The following is a 16,819-nucleotide window of genomic DNA, read 5'->3' as shown; positions in this document are numbered from 1 at the left end:
CGCCCACAGCCGCGGTGAGACAGAGCTCTCGTCCACCCGGGGCGCTGCCGGACGAGCAGCACCCCGGGTCAGCGGTCAGCGGGGCTGCTGCGGCTGCTCGGGCTGCGGGGGCTGCTGCTGCTCCGGCGGCGCCAGGAAGATCTGGCACTGCGGCGCCTGCTGCACCGCGCTCCGCAGTTCGGGGTTGCTCTCCAACGCGTCCAGCTGCTCGTTGAAGTCGAGCTGCTCCCCCTTCTTCAACTCCTGCTGGACCTCGGTCATGCCCTGCTGGAAGCTCTCCTGGGTGGAGACGTCCACCTGCTCGGCCTTGCCCTTGGCCGCGAACAGGATGTCCCGCACCTCGGTGAACTTCCGCTCGAAGCTGTCGTTGACCTGGTCACCGCCCTCGAGCGGGGACGGGCCCATCTGCTGCAACCCGCGGACCGTGTCGTCGGCAGCCCGGCTGGCGACGTCGATCTGGCCGAGCGCCGAGTTCTTGAACGTCTCGGTGTTGGTCCGGTCCACCTCGGGGAGGTTCTGCTGAGCCTGGGAGAACTGGCCGACCAACCCGCACAGTTCACCCATCCAGGCCACCCCTTCCGGGGAGGGTTGTGCGGCCTGCGCGGAATCCTGCTGCTGCTGTTCCTGCTGCTGTTCCTGCTGCTGTTGTTGCTGCTGTTGCCCGGAGCCGTCCTGCCCCTGGCCGCAAGCCCCCAACGCGAGCGGGAGGGCAGTCAGCGCCGCTATGGCCGTCGAACGGAATTTCATTCGCACTCCTAACCGGAGTTGCTTGCAACCGTGCAGCCCCGACTGTCTCGCACCCGGTCCGGGCTGCCAGACAACGGGGTGGCGCTCGTCCCCGCCCCTGCACGGCGCAGGGGCACCCGGGCGACACCAGGTGCCCCTGCGCCGGATGCGGAACGCTCAGACAGCACCGTTGGCAACTCTGTTGCCTTCGCTGGCCGATGACTCGGCGATCGCCGTGCCACGCCGCTTGGAGACCACCACCGCCGCGACGATCACCGCGACCGCCAGTACAGCGATACCCGCGCGAACCGGGACCGAAGCCGCTTCGCCGGTGCTGAAGGTCACCACGGCCGGCGCGATGAGCACCGACACCAGGTTCATCACCTTCAGCAGCGGGTTGATGGCCGGGCCCGCGGTGTCCTTGAACGGGTCGCCGACGGTGTCACCGATGACCGTCGCCGCGTGCGCCTCGGAACCCTTGCCGCCGTGGTGGCCGTCTTCCACCAGCTTCTTGGAGTTGTCCCACGCGCCACCGGAGTTGGCCAAGAAGATCGCCATCAGGCTCCCGGTGGCGATCGCCCCGGCCAGGTAGCCGGCCAGGGGGCCGACACCGAGCCCGAAACCGACCGCGATCGGCGCCAGCACCGCCAGCAAGCCCGGAGTGGCCAACTCCCGGAGCGAGTCCTTGGTGCAGATGTCCACCACCCGGCCGTACTCGGGGCGCTGGGAGCCGTCCATGATCCCCGGCTTGTCCTTGAACTGGCGGCGCACCTCGTAGACCACGGCACCGGCCGCCCGGGACACCGCGTTGATCGCCAGACCGGCGAACAACAGCACCACGGCGGCACCGATGATCACGCCGAACAGCACGTTCGGGGCGTACACGAGGTATTGACCGGCGCCGATCGAGCCCGCCACGTCGGCCACCGCCTTGGTGATCGCATCGGTGTAGGACCCGAACAGCGCGGTCGCGGCGAGCACCGCGGTGGCGATCGCGATGCCCTTGGTGATCGCCTTGGTGGTGTTGCCGACCGCGTCGAGCTCGGTCAGCACCTGCGCCCCTTCGCCTTCCACGTCACCGGACATCTCCGCGATGCCCTGCGCGTTGTCGCTGACCGGACCGAAGGTGTCCATCGCGACGATCACCCCGACCGTGGTCAGCAGACCGCAGCCGGCCAGGGCAACGGCGAACAGCGCCACCGGGATGGACCCGGACAGCAGGAAGGCGGCGAACACCGCGGCACCGATCACCAGCGCGGTGTAGACGGCGGACTCGAAGCCCACCGAGATGCCGGACAGGATCACCGTGGCAGCACCGGTGAGCGAGGACTTGCCCACGTCCTTGACCGGACCGTGCTCGGTCCCGGTGAAGTACCCGGTGAGCTTGAGGATCACCGCCGCCAGCAGGATGCCGATGACGACCGCGGCCAGCGCGATGAGCGCCGGGTTGCCGTCGAGTCCGCTGATCTCCGCGCTGACGCCGCGCAGGCCGGCGAAGGTGTCCGGCAGGTACACCAGGGCCGCGGCTGCGCACAGCACCGCCGAGATCACCGCGGAGATGTAGAAGGAGCGGTTGATCGCCTTCAGGGCGTTCTCGCCCGCGCGGGCCTTGGTGATGTAGACGCCGAGCACCGCGGTCAGCACCCCGATCGCCGGGACGATCAGCGGGAACAGCAGACCGTGCACGCCGAACGCCGCGGTCCCCAGGATCAGCGAGGCGACCAGGGTCACCGCGTAGGACTCGAACAGGTCGGCCGCCATGCCCGCGCAGTCGCCGACGTTGTCCCCCACGTTGTCGGCGATGGTCGCCGCGTTGCGCGGGTCGTCCTCCGGGATGTTCTGCTCCACCTTGCCGACCAGGTCGGCACCGACGTCCGCGGCCTTGGTGAAGATCCCGCCACCGACTCGCATGAACATGGCCAGCAGGGCGGCACCGAAACCGAAGCCTTCGAGCACCCGCGGGGCGGCCCCGGCGTAGACCAGCACCACCAGGGTGGCGCCGAACAACCCCAGGCCGACCGTGGTCATGCCCACCACGCCACCGGTGCGGAACGCGATGCGCATGGCCTTCTCCCGGGCTTGCACCGACTCCCGGGCGGCCGCGGCGACCCGCAGGTTGGCGCGGGTGGCCAGCCACATCCCCAGGTAGCCGATCACCGCTGAGAACGCGGCCCCGAAGAGGAAGAAGATCGAGCGGCCGATCCGCTCGGCGGTGGTTTCGGCGGGCAGCGCGAGCAGCAGCACCACCACTGCCGCTGCGAACACCGCCAGGGTGCGGAACTGCCGGTTGAGGTAGGCGGACGCGCCTTCCTGCACGGCTTTGGCGATGTCCTTCATCCGCGACGTGCCCTGCCCGGCAGACAGCACCTCCCTGATCAGGACGTATCCGAAGGCCAGCGCGGCCAGGGCGATCACCATGACCACCCCGACGATTGCGTAGTCCGCACCGGCGAGTTCGATTCCCGCGGGCTGGGCGAGGTAGTTCCGAGATGCCGAACTCGGTGGTGCAGCGCCCTGGGCCCAGCCTGACTGGACCTCGGTGAGCAGGGACATCCGTCCTCCTGGTGTTGTGCTCGGTTCCAGTACCGGAGTCCGGTGGTGCCGTTACGGGCTCCGGATCGGTCGACGGACTCGCCGCGGCATCCCGGCAAGCGCACCGCGGCGGCCGTGGCCGCGAAGTCTATTCACAGCAACAGTGGCTTACCTCACTGTGTGATGTGCGACTCGTTACGACGTGGGAATTTAGCGCTGAATAATCGATTCAGCACGTCACTTGATCCCCCATTTGGGTTGTCTTTGATTTGGCCCAAACGGGTGGATGGTGTATAGGGCGCCTTCCATGATCCACCGGGCCCGCTCGAAAAGCCGGTAACGGCACCGCGGACACCGGCAAGATCACCCCAAGGGGTTACTTGCGCAGCGGGCTCGAACACCGCGGCCCCACCACCCGGGGGTGTGCGAACCTCGAAGCGTGAATGCCGCGGACCAGGCCGGAGGACGACAGCTGCTGCAGCGCATCCTGGCCGGCGCACCAGCTGGCGAATCCCCGGTGCGCCACGTCGCCGAACTGCCCGCCCGACCAGCGCGCACCGGCGACTGGCCGACCTGGGCCCCCGACGAGCTGGTCGACGCGTTCCGCCGCCTCGGTGCCGAACAGCCGTGGGCGCACCAGGTGGACGGGGCCGAGGCCGTCCGGGCGGGCCAGAACGTCATCGTCGCCACCGGCACCGCCTCCGGGAAGTCGCTCGTCTACCAGCTCCCGGTGCTGGCCAGGATGCTCAGCGACCGCCGGGCCACCGCGCTCTACCTGTCACCGACCAAAGCGCTCGCGGCCGACCAGTTCCGCTCCCTGGAGGCGCTCGGGCTGAGCGGGATCCGCCCGGCCAGCTACGACGGGGACACCCCCAAGGACGAGCGGGATTGGATCCGCTCCCACGCCAGGTGGATCTTCACCAATCCGGACATGCTGCACTACGGCGTGCTGCCCGCCCACCGGCGCTGGAGCCAGTTCTTCCGGCAGCTCAGCTTCGTGGTGGTCGACGAGTGCCACACCTACCGCGGGGTGTTCGGCTCCCACGTGGCGCTGCTGCTGCGCCGGCTGCGCCGGATCGCCCAGCACTACGGCGCCGACCCGGTGTTCGTGCTCGCCTCGGCGACCGTGTCCAACCCCGAAGTGCTGGCCGAACGGCTGATCGGCGCTCCGGCGAAAGCCATCACCGAGGACTGCTCGCCCCGCGGCGCCCGCGCGGTCGTGTTCTGGGAACCACCCCTGCTGGACGACCTCTCCGGGGAGAACGGGGCCCCGCTGCGGCGGTCGGCCAGCACCGAAGCCGCTCGCATCCTGGCCGAACTGGTCGTCGAGGACGCTCGCGCCCTGGCGTTCGTCCGGTCCCGCCGCGGCGTGGAGATGACCGCGCTGACCGCCCGGCGAATGCTGGCCGAAGTCAGCACCGAGCTGGCCGACCGGGTGTCGGCCTACCGCGGCGGCTACCTCCCGGAGGAACGCCGCGCACTGGAGAAAGCCCTGCTCACCGGGGACCTACGGGCGCTGGCGACCACCAACGCGCTGGAGCTGGGGGTGGACATCGCCGGTCTCGACGCGGTCGTCATCGCCGGTTACCCGGGCACTCTCGCGTCCTTCTGGCAACAGGCCGGCAGGGCCGGGCGGGACGCGGACTCCGCGCTGGTGGTGTTCGTGGCCAGGGACGACCCGCTGGACACCTACCTGGTGCACAACCCGGCCGCGGTGCTGGACCGGCCGGTCGAGACCGCGGTGCTGGACCCGACCAACCCCTACGTGCTCGAACCGCACCTGGCCTGCGCGGCGGCCGAGCTCCCGCTCACCGCGGACTGCCTGACCGCGTTCGGCGGGACCGCGGCCGAGCGAGCAGCGCAAGCCCTCCGCGAGGCGGGCGTGCTCCGCAAACGCCCGCACGGGTGGTTCTGGGTTTCCCGCGAACGTCCACATCGGAGTGTTGAGTTGCGCGGGACGGGCAGCGATCCGGTCGCCGTGGTGGAAGGGGACACCGGTCGATTGCTGGGGACCGTGGACCCGGATTCCGCTTGCTCCACCGTGCACCCAGGGGCGCTCTACTTGCACCGCGGTGAGTCGTACGTGGTCGACGATCTCGACTTGGAGACCGGTATCGCACTGGTGCACGCGGAAAATCCGGAGTGGACCACTTCGCCGCGCAGCACCGTGGACATCTCCATCCTGCGCACTCTGGAGAGCTACCAACCGAGCGAGGGGATCACCGCCAACCTCGGGGAGGTCGAAGTCACCTCCCAGGTCGTCGGCTACTTGCGCAAGCTCCCGTCCGGCGAAGTGCTCGACCACGTGCAGCTGGAGCTTCCTCCGCAGACCTTGGTGACCAAGGCCGTTTGGTACACGGTGAGCGATGAACTGCTCACCGGCAGCGCCCCGGGGGGCGCCGGGCTGGATCCGGCGCGCATCCCCGGGTCTCTTCACGCCGCCGAGCACGCGGCGATCGGCCTGCTACCGCTCTTCGCGACCTGTGACCGCTGGGACATCGGCGGGGTGTCCACCGCTCTCCACATCGACACCGGGGAGGCAACGGTGTTCGTGCACGATGGGCACCCTGGTGGGGCTGGGTTCGCCGATCGCGGTTATGCCGCTCTGGTCCCTTGGTTGATCGCAACGCGGGAGGCCATCGCCTCCTGCGAGTGCTCGGCTGGTTGCCCGTCCTGCGTTCAGTCGCCCAAGTGCGGGAACGGCAATGAACCGCTGGACAAGGCGGGGGCAGTGGCAGTGCTTGACACTGTGTCGGCAGCGTTCGGGGACAGAGCCGCCGGGCCGGCCGGACTCGAAGGTAGTCCACAAGGGAAATGAGCACACGGGGCGGGGATCGTGCTCGGCGGGGACATGGACTGCTCTCGAATCACTGGGCGCGGTGCCGGCCCGGGCGGCTCCACTGCCGAAAGCGGGATCGATCAGCTTCCCGCGACGGCAAGCTCTGCCACTTCGTATGACTTGCTGTCAACGGACAGGCCAGCGCAGAGCACCTCTTGCACGAATGCTGGAGAAGGCAGCTGCCAATCGCACACCTCGGGCTTCACTCGCCAGTGAACCGTTCCCTGCGGGAATGCGGTCGGCGGCATGGGGATCCAGCTCCCTGCGCCATGCACCCGGACACCGGAGATCTCGGCGAGTTCCGGACGCAGCTGAGCTTCCTCAGCGGTCAGGAAGTACCAGCGCCTGTCCGGGGTGGCCACGATGGGCACCGGGGTGTCCAGCTTGCGCAGCACCTTCGCGGCCTGGTGACCGAGGTCGGGGCCAACCTCGATCGCATTGACAGCTGTGCCGGTCGCGACCAGAACGCCGTAAGGCTTCTCGGACCACCAGGACGCCACTTCATCAAGCGTCGAACCGATCAACTCCTGCCAATCCTGCCGCACAGGGGCAAGGCCTTCGCTATCACCACCGATCCACTTCTCCCCGTCCGGGTAGGTCCCGGGAAACGCCGGCCAGCCACGGGATGCGTAGTTGATGGCCTGCACTCGAAGTTGGATCCGACTGGTCGTGAGACCAGCCGGGAAAACCGGAATGCCGCGGAAGGCGTTGCTCCACCCGTCCGCCGACGAATCCATTTCCTTTCGCCTCCTCCAAGCAATACGCGCTGATCCAGCAGCTCCCAGATCCCATATCGGGCAAATAGGTCATTCTGTTAGCTGCTCGCGCCCAACGACACCGTTGTCGTGGACTTCAGATCGCGCGCTGACACTTCAAATAAACGTCAACACAGCGATTCCGTACACCCCTGCGTCGACGACCGGTCGATGAATAGCGACGAATCGCGCGTCACCCGACAGAGCCACTAAAAGTCGAGAACAACATCCAACTCGTCAGTAGAGAGCTATTCACCAGCGAATATCCCGTTCCAGCCGCACTGGTCATTCATCGACCGCTCATCGCAGCGCTGTCGACAGCCGTCTCCACCGGACCGGCGTGCGCCCGCGACGAAGCGGGCGGGAATCCGGGGGCCAGGCCGGGGACGGGAACGTTGACCACGATCCGCGCGTGCGAGTTCCGCAGCGAACACGTTTCGAGAACCGCCTGCATCCGCTGCACCACCCGCGCTGCCCGAGCGCATGCGGCCACCTCCCCGCTCGAGGCGTGGGCAGCCGCGGCCAACGCGGCCAGATCAGCTGCACCAGCTGCCCGCTGCCGAGCCAGCACGGCGCTGCCCAGCTGCACGAGAAGAGCGGCGAGGACCACCAACGCCGCCGACAGCAATGCCGCCGGAATGGTCGCGCTACCACGATCATCACCCATTCGGCACCTGCCCCGGTTCCACGACCGCGGCAGCGCTACCGCGCAACCAGCGGCCGGGAACGATCCCTCCTGGCAACGGGGCCTCGACCTCGGTGCTGACCTGCTCGCCGCGGACGGTCACGGTGAGCTCGGCCCCCGACGGGGCCAACTGCGCCACCGCGCGCTGCGCCCCGTCCCGATCACCGCGCGCGACCAACCGCGCCGCCTCGACAGCGGCATCGATGCAGCGCAGCTGACCGGTCAACGCCGTGAAACCGGTGGCGATCAGACCGAAGACCACGACAACGGTGCACACTCCCAGCGCCGCTTCCACCGTTACCGAGCCACGCTCGCGTTCCCGGTCTCCGCCTCGCCCCATCAGCCGCCCCCTCCGGTCTGCAAAGCACGTTCGATGAGCGCGGTCAGGGCGCCTTCCACCGTGTCACTGGTGACCACGGTGTAGAGCAAGGAGGCGAAACCGACCGCGGCAATGGTTCCCATCGCGTATTCCGCGGTGCTCATGCCGTCCTCACCGCGCACCGCATTGCGCAACCGAACGAGCCAACGCCACCAAAACGGAGTTCCTTTTTCTCCCACTGCCCTCATCCCTCCACTTTGACCACACGTCACCAAATGACGGACAATTTTTGAGCAATTCCAGAAACAGCCGGAAGAATTCCAAGGCACAGAAAAGCCGGGAGGAAGCAAAGCCCCAAGGGCATCGATATCCACACGGCAGCCCGCTGCGCTTTTCGCTGGGCCTGCTCCTCGGCTTTGCGACGGATGTCCGCGGCGAGCTCTTCGGCCGCCTCGGCCAGCGCGCTGCCGGTGCGCGCGGTTCGCCTGGCTGCTCGCGCCAGCGGGGCCGTGTCGGGGTGCTGCAGCGCCGGCTCCCAAGCTGCTACCGGGTCTGCTCCGAGCGCCAAGTGGTCGGCGACTTCTCCGAGCAGTGCCCTGGCCGGGCCGGTGATTTCCGCGCTCGCGGTCTCCAGGAGAGCTGACGCGGGCAGTCCGGCGCGCAGCCCGGCCGCCAGCAGTTCCCAACCGGCTGCCAGCAGCAGTGGATCACTGCGTTCCTCATCGCGGTTGCCCCGCCGGTGCATCCAGGCTGCTGCCGCGCACGCGAGCGCGCCCAGCGCACCGCCCACCGGGCCGAACACCGATGCCGCCAGGGAAACCGCGGCCACCGCAGCAGCTGGCCAAATCCAGGTGCTGCGCAGGAGTTGCCGGGGGCGTCGAGCCGGCAGCAGCCCCGTTCCCCGCAGTCGGGAGCGTTCCCGGTTCACCGGGAAGACCACCACCGCGGCGGCCAGCGCAGCGACCGCGACGGGGCTCATGGCGCCACCACCGATGTGGTCAGCCGGATGGTCCAGAGCATTCCCGCGCACAGCAGCGCTGTCCCCACCACCAGCAGCAGTTGTCCGTACCAGGTTCCGGTGAGGAGCGCCAACGGTGCCGCGCCGATCCCCTCCCCCAGCACCAGGCCCAGCACGGGCAGCACCACCAGCACACCGGCCGTCGCTCGCGGCCCGGCCAGCTTGGCCGCGGTGTCCCGCTGGAAGGCGCAGCGCCTCGCCAGGTCTCGGCGCACCGATTCCAGCAGGTCCGCCAGGGGAGCACCGTGCCTTTCCGCCAGCTGCCAGGCGCGGGCGAGTCGCCGCAGCGGCTGCTGCAGCCCACGAGCGGCCGGGTATTCGGTGAGCGTCGCGGCGACATCGCCGCCCAGCCGGGCGGCGGTGGCCATCTGCCGGAAGAGGTCCGCGGTCTGCGCCCCCGCCTCTTCCGCGGCGCCTTCAGCTGCGGCTGCCGGGTGGGCTCCGGTGCGCAATTGCGCGGTGAACAGCCGGAGTCCGGCGGCGAGTTCTTCGGCGAGGGCGAGCTGGTTCCGCTGCTGTCGTTAAGCGCGCCAGAAGTGGCGCGCGGTCAACCCCAGCGCCAGGGCCGCTGCCGTTCCGGCGGGTCCGGCGATCAGCAGACCGGTGACCGCTGCGGCGAGCAGTCCTGCGCCGGTCACCGGGAAGCGCACGCGCAGCGAGGTCTTCTCGGGCGGGAAGGTGTTCGTCAGCCGCCTGCGGGCACCGCCGGTCGGCCAGACGAGCATCCCGCCTCCAGCAGCCAGCAGGGCGGGGCTCAGCACGGCAGCGCCTCCCCGCGGTCTTCCAGCAGCTCGACCAAGCGTTCGCGGCCGGTGCTCCACCCGAGGCCCGCCTGCCAGGCCGGTTCGACGTGCACCCAGTCGCCGTCCCTGCGCAGCACCCCGATCGCGCTCAGGTGCCTCCCCCGGTCGGCTGTTCGCCGCATGTGCAGGACGACCTGCACCGCAGCGGCGAGCTGGCTGTGCAGGGCTGCTCGGGACAGCCCGCCCAGCGCGGCGAGGGCTTCCACGCGAGCTGGCACTTCCTGCGGGGAGTTCGCGTGCAGCGTTCCGCATCCACCGTCGTGCCCGGTGTTCAGCGCTGCGAGCAGTTCGCAGACTTCGCTGCCCCGCACTTCTCCGACGACCAGCCGGTCCGGGCGCATCCGCAGGGCTTGCCGGACGAGCTCCCGGACCCGGATCTCCCCGGCTCCCTCCACATTGGGCGGACGGGTCAGCATCCGCACCACGTGCGGGTGCCGGGGTTGAAGCTCAGCGGCTTCTTCGATGCAGACGATGCGTTCGGGGCGCGGCACTTCGCTGAGCATCGCGGCGAGCAGCGTGGTTTTCCCGGCAGCCGTGCCGCCGACCACCAGGAAGGCCAGTTTGCTGGCGATGATCGAACGCAGCACAGCGGTGATCGCGGGCTCGAAGGTCCCGCTGCGCTGCAGCGCATCGAGGCTGTGCGCGGCGGGGCGCAGCACTCGCAGGGAGATGCAGGTGTGCCCGGCAGCCACCGGGGGCAGTACCGCGTGCATGCGAACGGACCCGTTGACGCCGTCCAGCGTCAGCCAGCCGTCCACCCAGGGTTGCGCGTCGTCGAGCCGGCGTCCGCAGATCATGGCCAGTCGTTGGGCCAGCCGGCGCACGCTTTCTTCGTCGGGGAAGCGCACCGCGGCTCGTTCCAGCCCCCCGCCGCGATCCACCCAGACCTCGTCCGGGGAGGTCACCAGCACGTCGGTGACCGCGCCGGAGCGCAGGAGGGGTTCGAGCGCTCCGGCGCCGAGGAATTCCTGCTGCATCAGCTGGATCGCGGTGAGGATGTCCGCGTCGGAGACCAGCCCGCCGGCCTCTTGCCGCACCGCGGCCGCCACCGAGGCCGAGGTGGGCGCAGCGCCGCTGCCGACCAGTCGGGCCCGGACCCGTTCGACGAGCGATTTGTCCACGGTCCCGGATCGGGGTGCGGTGGAGCCGGCGGGGTCAGTCGCAACGAGCGAAGAATCCATTGTGGTCGCTTTCGGTGTCGGGTGCGGGGTTCTGGAGGTCGGCGGTGGTGTTCGGGGAGAGTTCGGCGAGCACGTCCTGCGCTGCTCGGACGAGCGGTCCGCGGCGTCCCGCTCTGGACAGGCCGAGTCCGCTTCGGTCGAGCGCGGTGGAGAGCCCGGGGTACGGCCGCAGGACCGTCAGCACGTCAGCGCCGACCGCGCGGCGGATGTCCGCCAGCCGCAGGCCGCTGGCGGCGGGACCGCGCACCGCCAGCTTGACCGCGCCCGAGGTGTGCCGCTGCACCGCTGCGACCGTCTTGGCCGCCGAGGCGCAGGCCCGCACTTCCGCGGGCACCACGACGACCACCAGCTCGGCTTGGCGCAGTGCGGCGATCACCGGTTCGGTCGGCGTCCGCGCCAGATCGCAGACCACGACGTCCCCGGCCCTGCGGCCGGCGGCGAGGACGGCTCGCACCGCTTCCGAGCTCGGGGGGCGGGCTCGTTGATCGCGGTCGCAGGCCAGCACGGCGAGGGTTCCGGAACCGATTTGCCTCGCTGGTAGCGCTGAATGCATGGCTCCGGCGGCCAGTCGGCCGCCGTGGACGGTGAGGCCCGACCAGCGCAGCCCGGGGACGAGTTCGGTGCCGACGGTGAGATCGATGCCCCCGCCGTGCGGGTCGCAATCCACCAGCAGCGCGGTGTTCCCGCGCCGGGCGGCGGTCACCGCGGTCGCCGCGGCCAGGACCGAGGCTCCGGCACCGCCACAACCGCCGATGACGGCGAGCGCTCTGCCCGGTTGCCGGGCGGTCGAGTCGACCGCATCGCTGAGGATGCCGATCAGCGTCCGCTCCGCGGCCGGCAGTTCCAGCAGCTGCTCCGCGCCGAGTTGGATCGCCGCTCGCCAGAGCGGCTCGGTGGGCGAGCGGCACAGGACGATGACACCGGGGCGTTTGCGCAGTCCTTGGGCCGCGCACTTGAGCGCGCCGCCCTCGTCGAGCAGCACCACCGGTGCTTCGCGCCACGCTCTGCCCAGTTCGTCCGGCTCTGCCCGGTGTTGGAGTTCGCATCCGGAGGCGGCGGCGAGCCGCAGCGCTTCCCCGGCCATGTCGGTGTCTTGGGCGATGAGCAATGGGGGTGCCATTGGTTCTCTCCTCCATTGGTCCGGCCCGGTTGCCCCGAGCCGCGTGCGTCACCCACAACATTCGTCTTGCGACGCCGATTGAGTGGAGGAGCGAATAGCAGGCCTGTGGATAAGCAGGAGTGCTGTGGATATCTGAACCCCGAAACCGAAATGAAAAAAAGTCACGTCTTCCGGGGGACCGCGACTGGAAATGAGACGACCCCCGCCAGGGGGAGGGACGGGGGTCGTCACCAGTTCAGCCCCGGGGGGTAGAGCTGAACCGGTCCGGCGCCAGCCGGACACAGACACTCTATCGTCCTACCGAGGAGCGATGTCGCCCCACTATTAGCGAGATGTATTCACCCCGGGTGTCAAAGGCCTAACGCAACCCGCCGTTCGGGGCACAAAACGATCGCATTTACCACCGATTCACCGTGATCGAATGCACGAAACGTAAAACTGTGGCGAATGGCTCGCAGCTTCCCACCGCGTCTCCGCAACGCCTCGCCGACTCGTATGCTGGGCGCGTGACTGAGCCCGCGTCCGCAACGTCCGCCGCCGGAACCCGGGCGGCAGCGTTCTTCGACCTGGACAAGACGGTTATCGCGAAGACGAGCACGCTCGCCTTCAGCCGCCCGTTCTTCCAAGAGGGGCTGATCAACCGACGCGCCGTCCTCAAAAGCGCGTACGCTCAGTTCGTCTTCATGCTCGCCGGCGCCGACTCCGACCAGATGGACCGGATGCGCGCCCACATCACCGCGCTCTGCGCCGGCTGGGACGTCGACCAGGTCAACTCGGTCGTCGAAGAAACCCTCAACGACATCGTCGATCCCCTGGTGTACAAGGAAGCCACGCAGCTCATCAAGGAGCACAAGGACAAGGGGCACGACATCGTCGTGCTGTCCTCCTCCGGTGAGGAAGTGGTCACCCCGATCGCCAAGCTGCTGGGCGCGGACCGCTGGGCGGGCAGCCGGATGGCGGTGGACGAGAACCGCTACACCGGGGAGATCGAGTTCCACTGCTCCGGCGAGGACCGGGCCACCGCGGTCCGCGAACTGGCCCGCGAGCACGGCTACGACCTCAGCCGCAGCCACGCCTACTCCGAATCCGCCAGCGATTTGCCGCTGCTGGAGAGCGTGGGCCATCCGACCGTGGTGAACCCGGACCGGGAGTTGCGCAAGGAAGCCGCCCAGCGCGGCTGGCCGTCGTTGACCTTCGAGCAGCCGGTCTCGCTCCGGGCGCGCATTCCCACCCCGTCCCGAACCGCGGTCACCGCCGCCGGTGTCGGCATGGGCGCGGTCGCCGCGGCCGGAGCCGCGTGGTGGGGGTTGCGCGCCTGGCGGCGCCGCCGTTGATCCGCTGCGCGGAGCTCGAACGGCAGTTGCGCATCGCAACCAGCCAGAACCCTTGCAGTGACCAGGATCACGGGCTACAAAGGAGTTGCGGACCCGTACCAGCTAGGGACGTTACGGAGGAGAAGTGGCGTCCCCCCTGGACGGCTCCGTGCGCGGGGAGCGGAGTACCCACGCGTCGCCGCACTAAGGCTGGTCGTTGAAACGGAGCTGCGTAGCCGGGACGCCGGACGCCGAGCTCGTACCGTACGACAATTGAGCACGCTTGGTAACCCGTGCACCCGCGCACAACGCCCGCCGATGCCATCGGCGGGCGTTCTCATGTGCGATCGCACATCCGCGAAAACCGTGTGCATTCGATCGTATGCGCCGCGTTGACCGCCACCTGTGTTGTGGGTAACTTGCGAACTCACACAGTTCGTGGTGAACACTTCCCCCCAGGTTAGCCCGCGCAGGGAGGCCGCATTGGCCAGGATCCGATTGCACCGTGCCGCAGCCGTACTCGCCGCCATCGCCCTCGGCTACACCACGCTGACCTCCACCGGGAGCACGGCCTCCCCCGGGACCACGCCAGCCGAAATGGTCGATTCGATGAGCTTGGAGGAGAAGGTCGGCCAGCTCTTCGTGGTCCCGGTCTACGGCGCCGAGGCCAACACGGCGCACCCGAAGAACCGGGAGGAGTTCGGGGTGGACACCCCGGCCGAGGTGGTGCAGAAGTACCACCCCGGCGGCGTCATCCACTTCACCTGGACCGACAGCCTCCAGGACCCCGAGCAGATCGCCGAGCTCTCCAACGGGCTGCAGACCGCGGCCACCTCTTCCGGCGCGGGCATCCCGCTGCTGATCTCCACCGATCAGGAACAGGGTGCGGTCACCAGGATCGGCGCTCCGGCCACCCAGTTCCCCGGCAACATGGCCCTGGGGGCGAGCAGGAGCCAGGAGGACGCGGAACGCGCGGCCGCGATCACCGGCCAGGAGCTGCGCGCCATGGGCATCAACTTCGACCTGGCGCCCAGCGGGGACGTCAACGTGAACCCGGAGAACCCGGTGATCGGGGTGCGGTCGTTCTCCTCGGACCCGCGGCTGGCCGCGCAGCTGACCGCCGCCCAGATCCGCGGCTACCAGGACTCCGCGGCCACGACCGGAACGGTTTCCGCTTCGGTGAAGCACTTCCCGGGGCACGGGGACACGAACCTGGACAGCCACACCGATCTCCCGGTGATCGAACACGACCGGGCCCAGTGGGAGCAGCTCGACGCCCCGCCGTTCGCCGCCGCCATCGCGGCGCGCGTCGACTCGGTCATGAGCGCCCACATCGTGATGCCCAAATTGGACGACTCCGGTGAGCCGTCCACGCTCTCCCCCAACGTGCTGACCGGAATGCTGCGCTCGGAACTCGGCTTCGACGGCGTGGTGATCACCGACTCGCTGCGCATGGAAGGGGTTCGGCAGAAGCACTCGGACTCCGAGGTCCCGGTGCTGGCGCTCGAAGCGGGGGCGGACCTCCTGCTGATGCCGCCGAACCTGCAGACCGCGATCGACGGGGTGATCGACGCGGTGCGCAGCGGGGACCTGACCGAGGAGCGGATCGACAAGAGCGTGGAGCGCATCCTGGAGATGAAGCAGCGCCGGGGCATCCTCAGCTCTCCGCACACCGATCCCGCCCGCGCGGTGGAATTCGTGGGCAACCCGGAGCACCGCAAGGACGCCCAGCGGATCACCGACCGCACGACCACGTTGCTGCGCAACGAGAACGGCGTGCTGCCGCTGCAGCAACCGGGCAAGGTGCTGGTCACCGGATCCGGAGAGGACGCCACCGCGGCGCTGGCGGAGAGCGTTCGGACGCGGGGCGCTCGGGCCACCGCGCTGCCCACCGGCAACGCGCCGACCGCCGAGCAGATCGACCAGGCGGTCGCCGCCGCCGGCCGCAACGACGTGGTGGTGGTGCTCACCAACGGCGCCTGGCAGACCGACCGGGCGGCCCAGCTGGACCTGGTGCGAGCGCTGCAGGAGACCGGCAAGCCGGTGGTGGCGGTCGCGACCGGTGATCCGTACGACGCCGGGCACGTCGACGCGCCGGCGTGGGTGGCCACCTACTCCGACAAGGCGGTGGCGATGGAATCGCTGACGAAGGTCCTGTTCGGAGAGATCAGCCCGACCGGCGAGCTGCCGGTGCCGGTGCCCGACCCGAACCAGCCCGGTGCGGACAAGTACCCCTTCGGGCACGGATTGGCGTGGTGATCGAGTGGTGTCGGAGAGGACTGCTCCGCGGCTGAGCCGGCGCGGTTTCCTGGCTGCCAGCGCGGCTTCCGCGACCGCTGTCGGATTGGCCGCCAACACCGCGTGCGCCTCCCCCGAACCGGACGGGCCGGGCGGGGTGCGGGCCGGAGCGGACGTGCTCGCCGCCCGCGACTGGCAGGACGTCCGGGGCCGCCGGATCGGCGTGGTGACCAACCCGACCGGGGTGCTGCGCTCGCTGGACCACGTCGTGGACGCGATGCGCGAATCCGGTGCCGTGGACGTCGTCGCGGTGTTCGGCCCGGAGCACGGTTTCCGCGGCACTTCGCAGGCGGGGGGTTCGGAGGGCGACTACCGCGACCCGCGGACCGGCATCCCGGTGTACGACGCCTACGGGGCCGACGCCGACAAGCTCGCCGGCATGTTCGCCAAAGCCGGCGTCGAGCAGGTGGTGTTCGACATCGCCGATGTGGGCGCCCGGTTCTACACCTACATCTGGACGATGTACACGGCGATGCAGGCGGCCCAGCGGACGGGTGCCGGGTTCGTGGTGCTGGACCGGCCGAACCCGCTCGGGGACCGGGTGGCCGGCCCTCGCCTGGACCCGCGGTTCAGCTCCGGCGTGGGGGTGCTGCCGATCGTGCTGCAGCACGGGATGACCGTCGGCGAGCTGGCCCGGATGTTCGACCGGGAGTACCTGCCGGCTCCGCTGGACGACCTGCACGTGGTCGAGGTGCGCGGGTGGCGCTCCCGGAGCGCCGCGCCCGGGCTGCCGTGGATCCCGCCGAGCCCGAACATGCCGACCCCGGACACGGCGGCGGTGTACCCGGGAACCGGGTTGTTCGAGGGCACCACGCTCTCCGAAGGCCGCGGCACCACCCGACCGTTCGAAACGATCGGCGCCCCGGGGATCGACTGGCGCTGGGCCGAGGAGCTCAACGCCGCCGATTTGGGCGTGCGGTTCCGGGAAACCTACTTCGTGCCGACGTTCTCCAAGCACGCCTACACCACGTGCGGTGGGGTGCAGATCCACCGCAGCGGAGAGGTCGACCCGGTCCGCGTCGGGGTGCACATGCTCGTCACCGCGCGGCGCTTGTACCCGCGGGTCTTCGGCTGGCGCGAGGACATGATGATCGACAAGCTCGCCGGGTCGGATCGGCTGCGCACGATGGTCGACGCCGGGGCCAGCGCCGACGAGATCATCGACTCCTGGCACGACGACGTCGTCGGTTTCCGCCGCCAGCGGGAGCCGTACCTGCTCTACCGCTGAGA

Annotated in this window: 15 protein-coding genes; 4 read left to right on the top strand and 11 right to left on the bottom strand. The window is 69.5% G+C overall.

Annotated elements, in window-relative coordinates; translation table 11 throughout:
• Positions 1 to 75: 75 nt before the first annotated feature.
• Complete coding sequence (locus tag SREC43747_RS0103610; protein WP_029719786.1) at positions 76 to 747, bottom strand: hypothetical protein; 672 nt, start codon at positions 745 to 747, stop codon at positions 76 to 78.
• A 156-nt stretch (positions 748 to 903) separates the two neighbouring features.
• Positions 904 to 3,279, bottom strand: coding sequence for a sodium-translocating pyrophosphatase (locus SREC43747_RS0103605; protein ID WP_029719785.1), 2,376 nt, complete (start codon positions 3,277 to 3,279; stop codon positions 904 to 906).
• A 418-nt stretch (positions 3,280 to 3,697) separates the two neighbouring features.
• Here SREC43747_RS0103605 and SREC43747_RS0103600 point away from each other — a divergent pair, with 418 nt between their 5' ends.
• Positions 3,698 to 6,076, top strand: a complete 2,379-nt coding sequence (locus tag SREC43747_RS0103600; RefSeq protein ID WP_029719784.1) for a DEAD/DEAH box helicase — start codon at positions 3,698 to 3,700, stop codon at positions 6,074 to 6,076.
• A 101-nt stretch (positions 6,077 to 6,177) separates the two neighbouring features.
• Here the strand turns inward: SREC43747_RS0103600 and SREC43747_RS0103595 are convergent, their stop codons facing one another.
• The 9 genes from SREC43747_RS0103595 to ssd form a co-directional block, all read right to left on the bottom strand.
• On the bottom strand, positions 6,178 to 6,834 hold the full coding sequence (locus SREC43747_RS0103595; RefSeq protein ID WP_029719783.1) for a bifunctional DNA primase/polymerase: 657 nt from the start codon (positions 6,832 to 6,834) through the stop codon (positions 6,178 to 6,180).
• Positions 6,835 to 7,141: 307 nt separating this feature from the next.
• Positions 7,142 to 7,519 (bottom strand): Rv3654c family TadE-like protein, encoded by a 378-nt coding sequence (locus tag SREC43747_RS19570; protein ID WP_037331273.1) that lies wholly within the window; start codon positions 7,517 to 7,519, stop codon positions 7,142 to 7,144.
• Positions 7,512 to 7,877: a TadE family type IV pilus minor pilin gene (locus SREC43747_RS0103585; RefSeq protein ID WP_029719781.1), complete on the bottom strand. Its 366-nt coding sequence runs from the start codon at positions 7,875 to 7,877 to the stop codon at positions 7,512 to 7,514. The genes SREC43747_RS19570 and SREC43747_RS0103585 overlap by 8 nt, the downstream gene beginning before the upstream one ends.
• A complete protein-coding gene (locus SREC43747_RS22145) occupies positions 7,877 to 8,104 on the bottom strand; it encodes a DUF4244 domain-containing protein (RefSeq protein ID WP_051387650.1) in 228 nt (75 codons plus the stop codon). The genes SREC43747_RS0103585 and SREC43747_RS22145 overlap by 1 nt, the downstream gene beginning before the upstream one ends.
• A 20-nt stretch (positions 8,105 to 8,124) precedes the next feature.
• A complete protein-coding gene (locus tag SREC43747_RS21835; RefSeq protein ID WP_236623002.1) occupies positions 8,125 to 8,835 on the bottom strand; it encodes a type II secretion system F family protein in 711 nt (236 codons plus the stop codon).
• Positions 8,832 to 9,341, bottom strand: a complete 510-nt coding sequence (locus SREC43747_RS21830) for a type II secretion system F family protein (RefSeq protein ID WP_269077862.1) — start codon at positions 9,339 to 9,341, stop codon at positions 8,832 to 8,834. Before SREC43747_RS21830 ends, SREC43747_RS21835 begins: the two co-directional genes overlap by 4 nt.
• Before the next feature lie 54 nt (positions 9,342 to 9,395).
• Positions 9,396 to 9,635 carry a hypothetical protein gene (locus SREC43747_RS21825; RefSeq protein WP_051387646.1) on the bottom strand — a complete coding sequence of 80 codons (240 nt, stop codon included), beginning with the start codon at positions 9,633 to 9,635 and terminating at the stop codon, positions 9,396 to 9,398.
• Positions 9,629 to 10,798: a TadA family conjugal transfer-associated ATPase gene (locus SREC43747_RS0103565; protein ID WP_029719778.1), complete on the bottom strand. Its 1,170-nt coding sequence runs from the start codon at positions 10,796 to 10,798 to the stop codon at positions 9,629 to 9,631. Before SREC43747_RS0103565 ends, SREC43747_RS21825 begins: the two co-directional genes overlap by 7 nt.
• 34 nt (positions 10,799 to 10,832) lie before the next feature.
• On the bottom strand, positions 10,833 to 11,978 hold the full coding sequence (gene ssd / locus SREC43747_RS0103560; RefSeq protein ID WP_051387643.1) for a septum site-determining protein Ssd: 1,146 nt from the start codon (positions 11,976 to 11,978) through the stop codon (positions 10,833 to 10,835).
• Positions 11,979 to 12,484: 506 nt separating this feature from the next.
• Here ssd and SREC43747_RS0103555 point away from each other — a divergent pair.
• The 3 genes from SREC43747_RS0103555 (at position 12,485) to SREC43747_RS0103545 (ending at position 16,817) form a co-directional block, all read left to right on the top strand.
• Positions 12,485 to 13,312: an HAD-IB family hydrolase gene (locus tag SREC43747_RS0103555; RefSeq protein ID WP_029719776.1), complete on the top strand. Its 828-nt coding sequence runs from the start codon at positions 12,485 to 12,487 to the stop codon at positions 13,310 to 13,312.
• Positions 13,313 to 13,774: 462 nt separating this feature from the next.
• A complete protein-coding gene (locus tag SREC43747_RS0103550) occupies positions 13,775 to 15,550 on the top strand; it encodes a glycoside hydrolase family 3 protein (RefSeq protein ID WP_236623001.1) in 1,776 nt (591 codons plus the stop codon).
• Positions 15,551 to 15,581: 31 nt separating this feature from the next.
• A complete protein-coding gene (locus SREC43747_RS0103545; protein ID WP_029719774.1) occupies positions 15,582 to 16,817 on the top strand; it encodes an exo-beta-N-acetylmuramidase NamZ family protein in 1,236 nt (411 codons plus the stop codon).
• Positions 16,818 to 16,819 lie beyond the last annotated feature (2 nt).

Source organism: Saccharopolyspora rectivirgula DSM 43747 (assembly GCF_000497205.1).
GTDB lineage: Bacteria > Actinomycetota > Actinomycetes > Mycobacteriales > Pseudonocardiaceae > Saccharopolyspora > Saccharopolyspora rectivirgula.
This window is presented reverse-complemented; position numbering and strand designations above follow the sequence as displayed.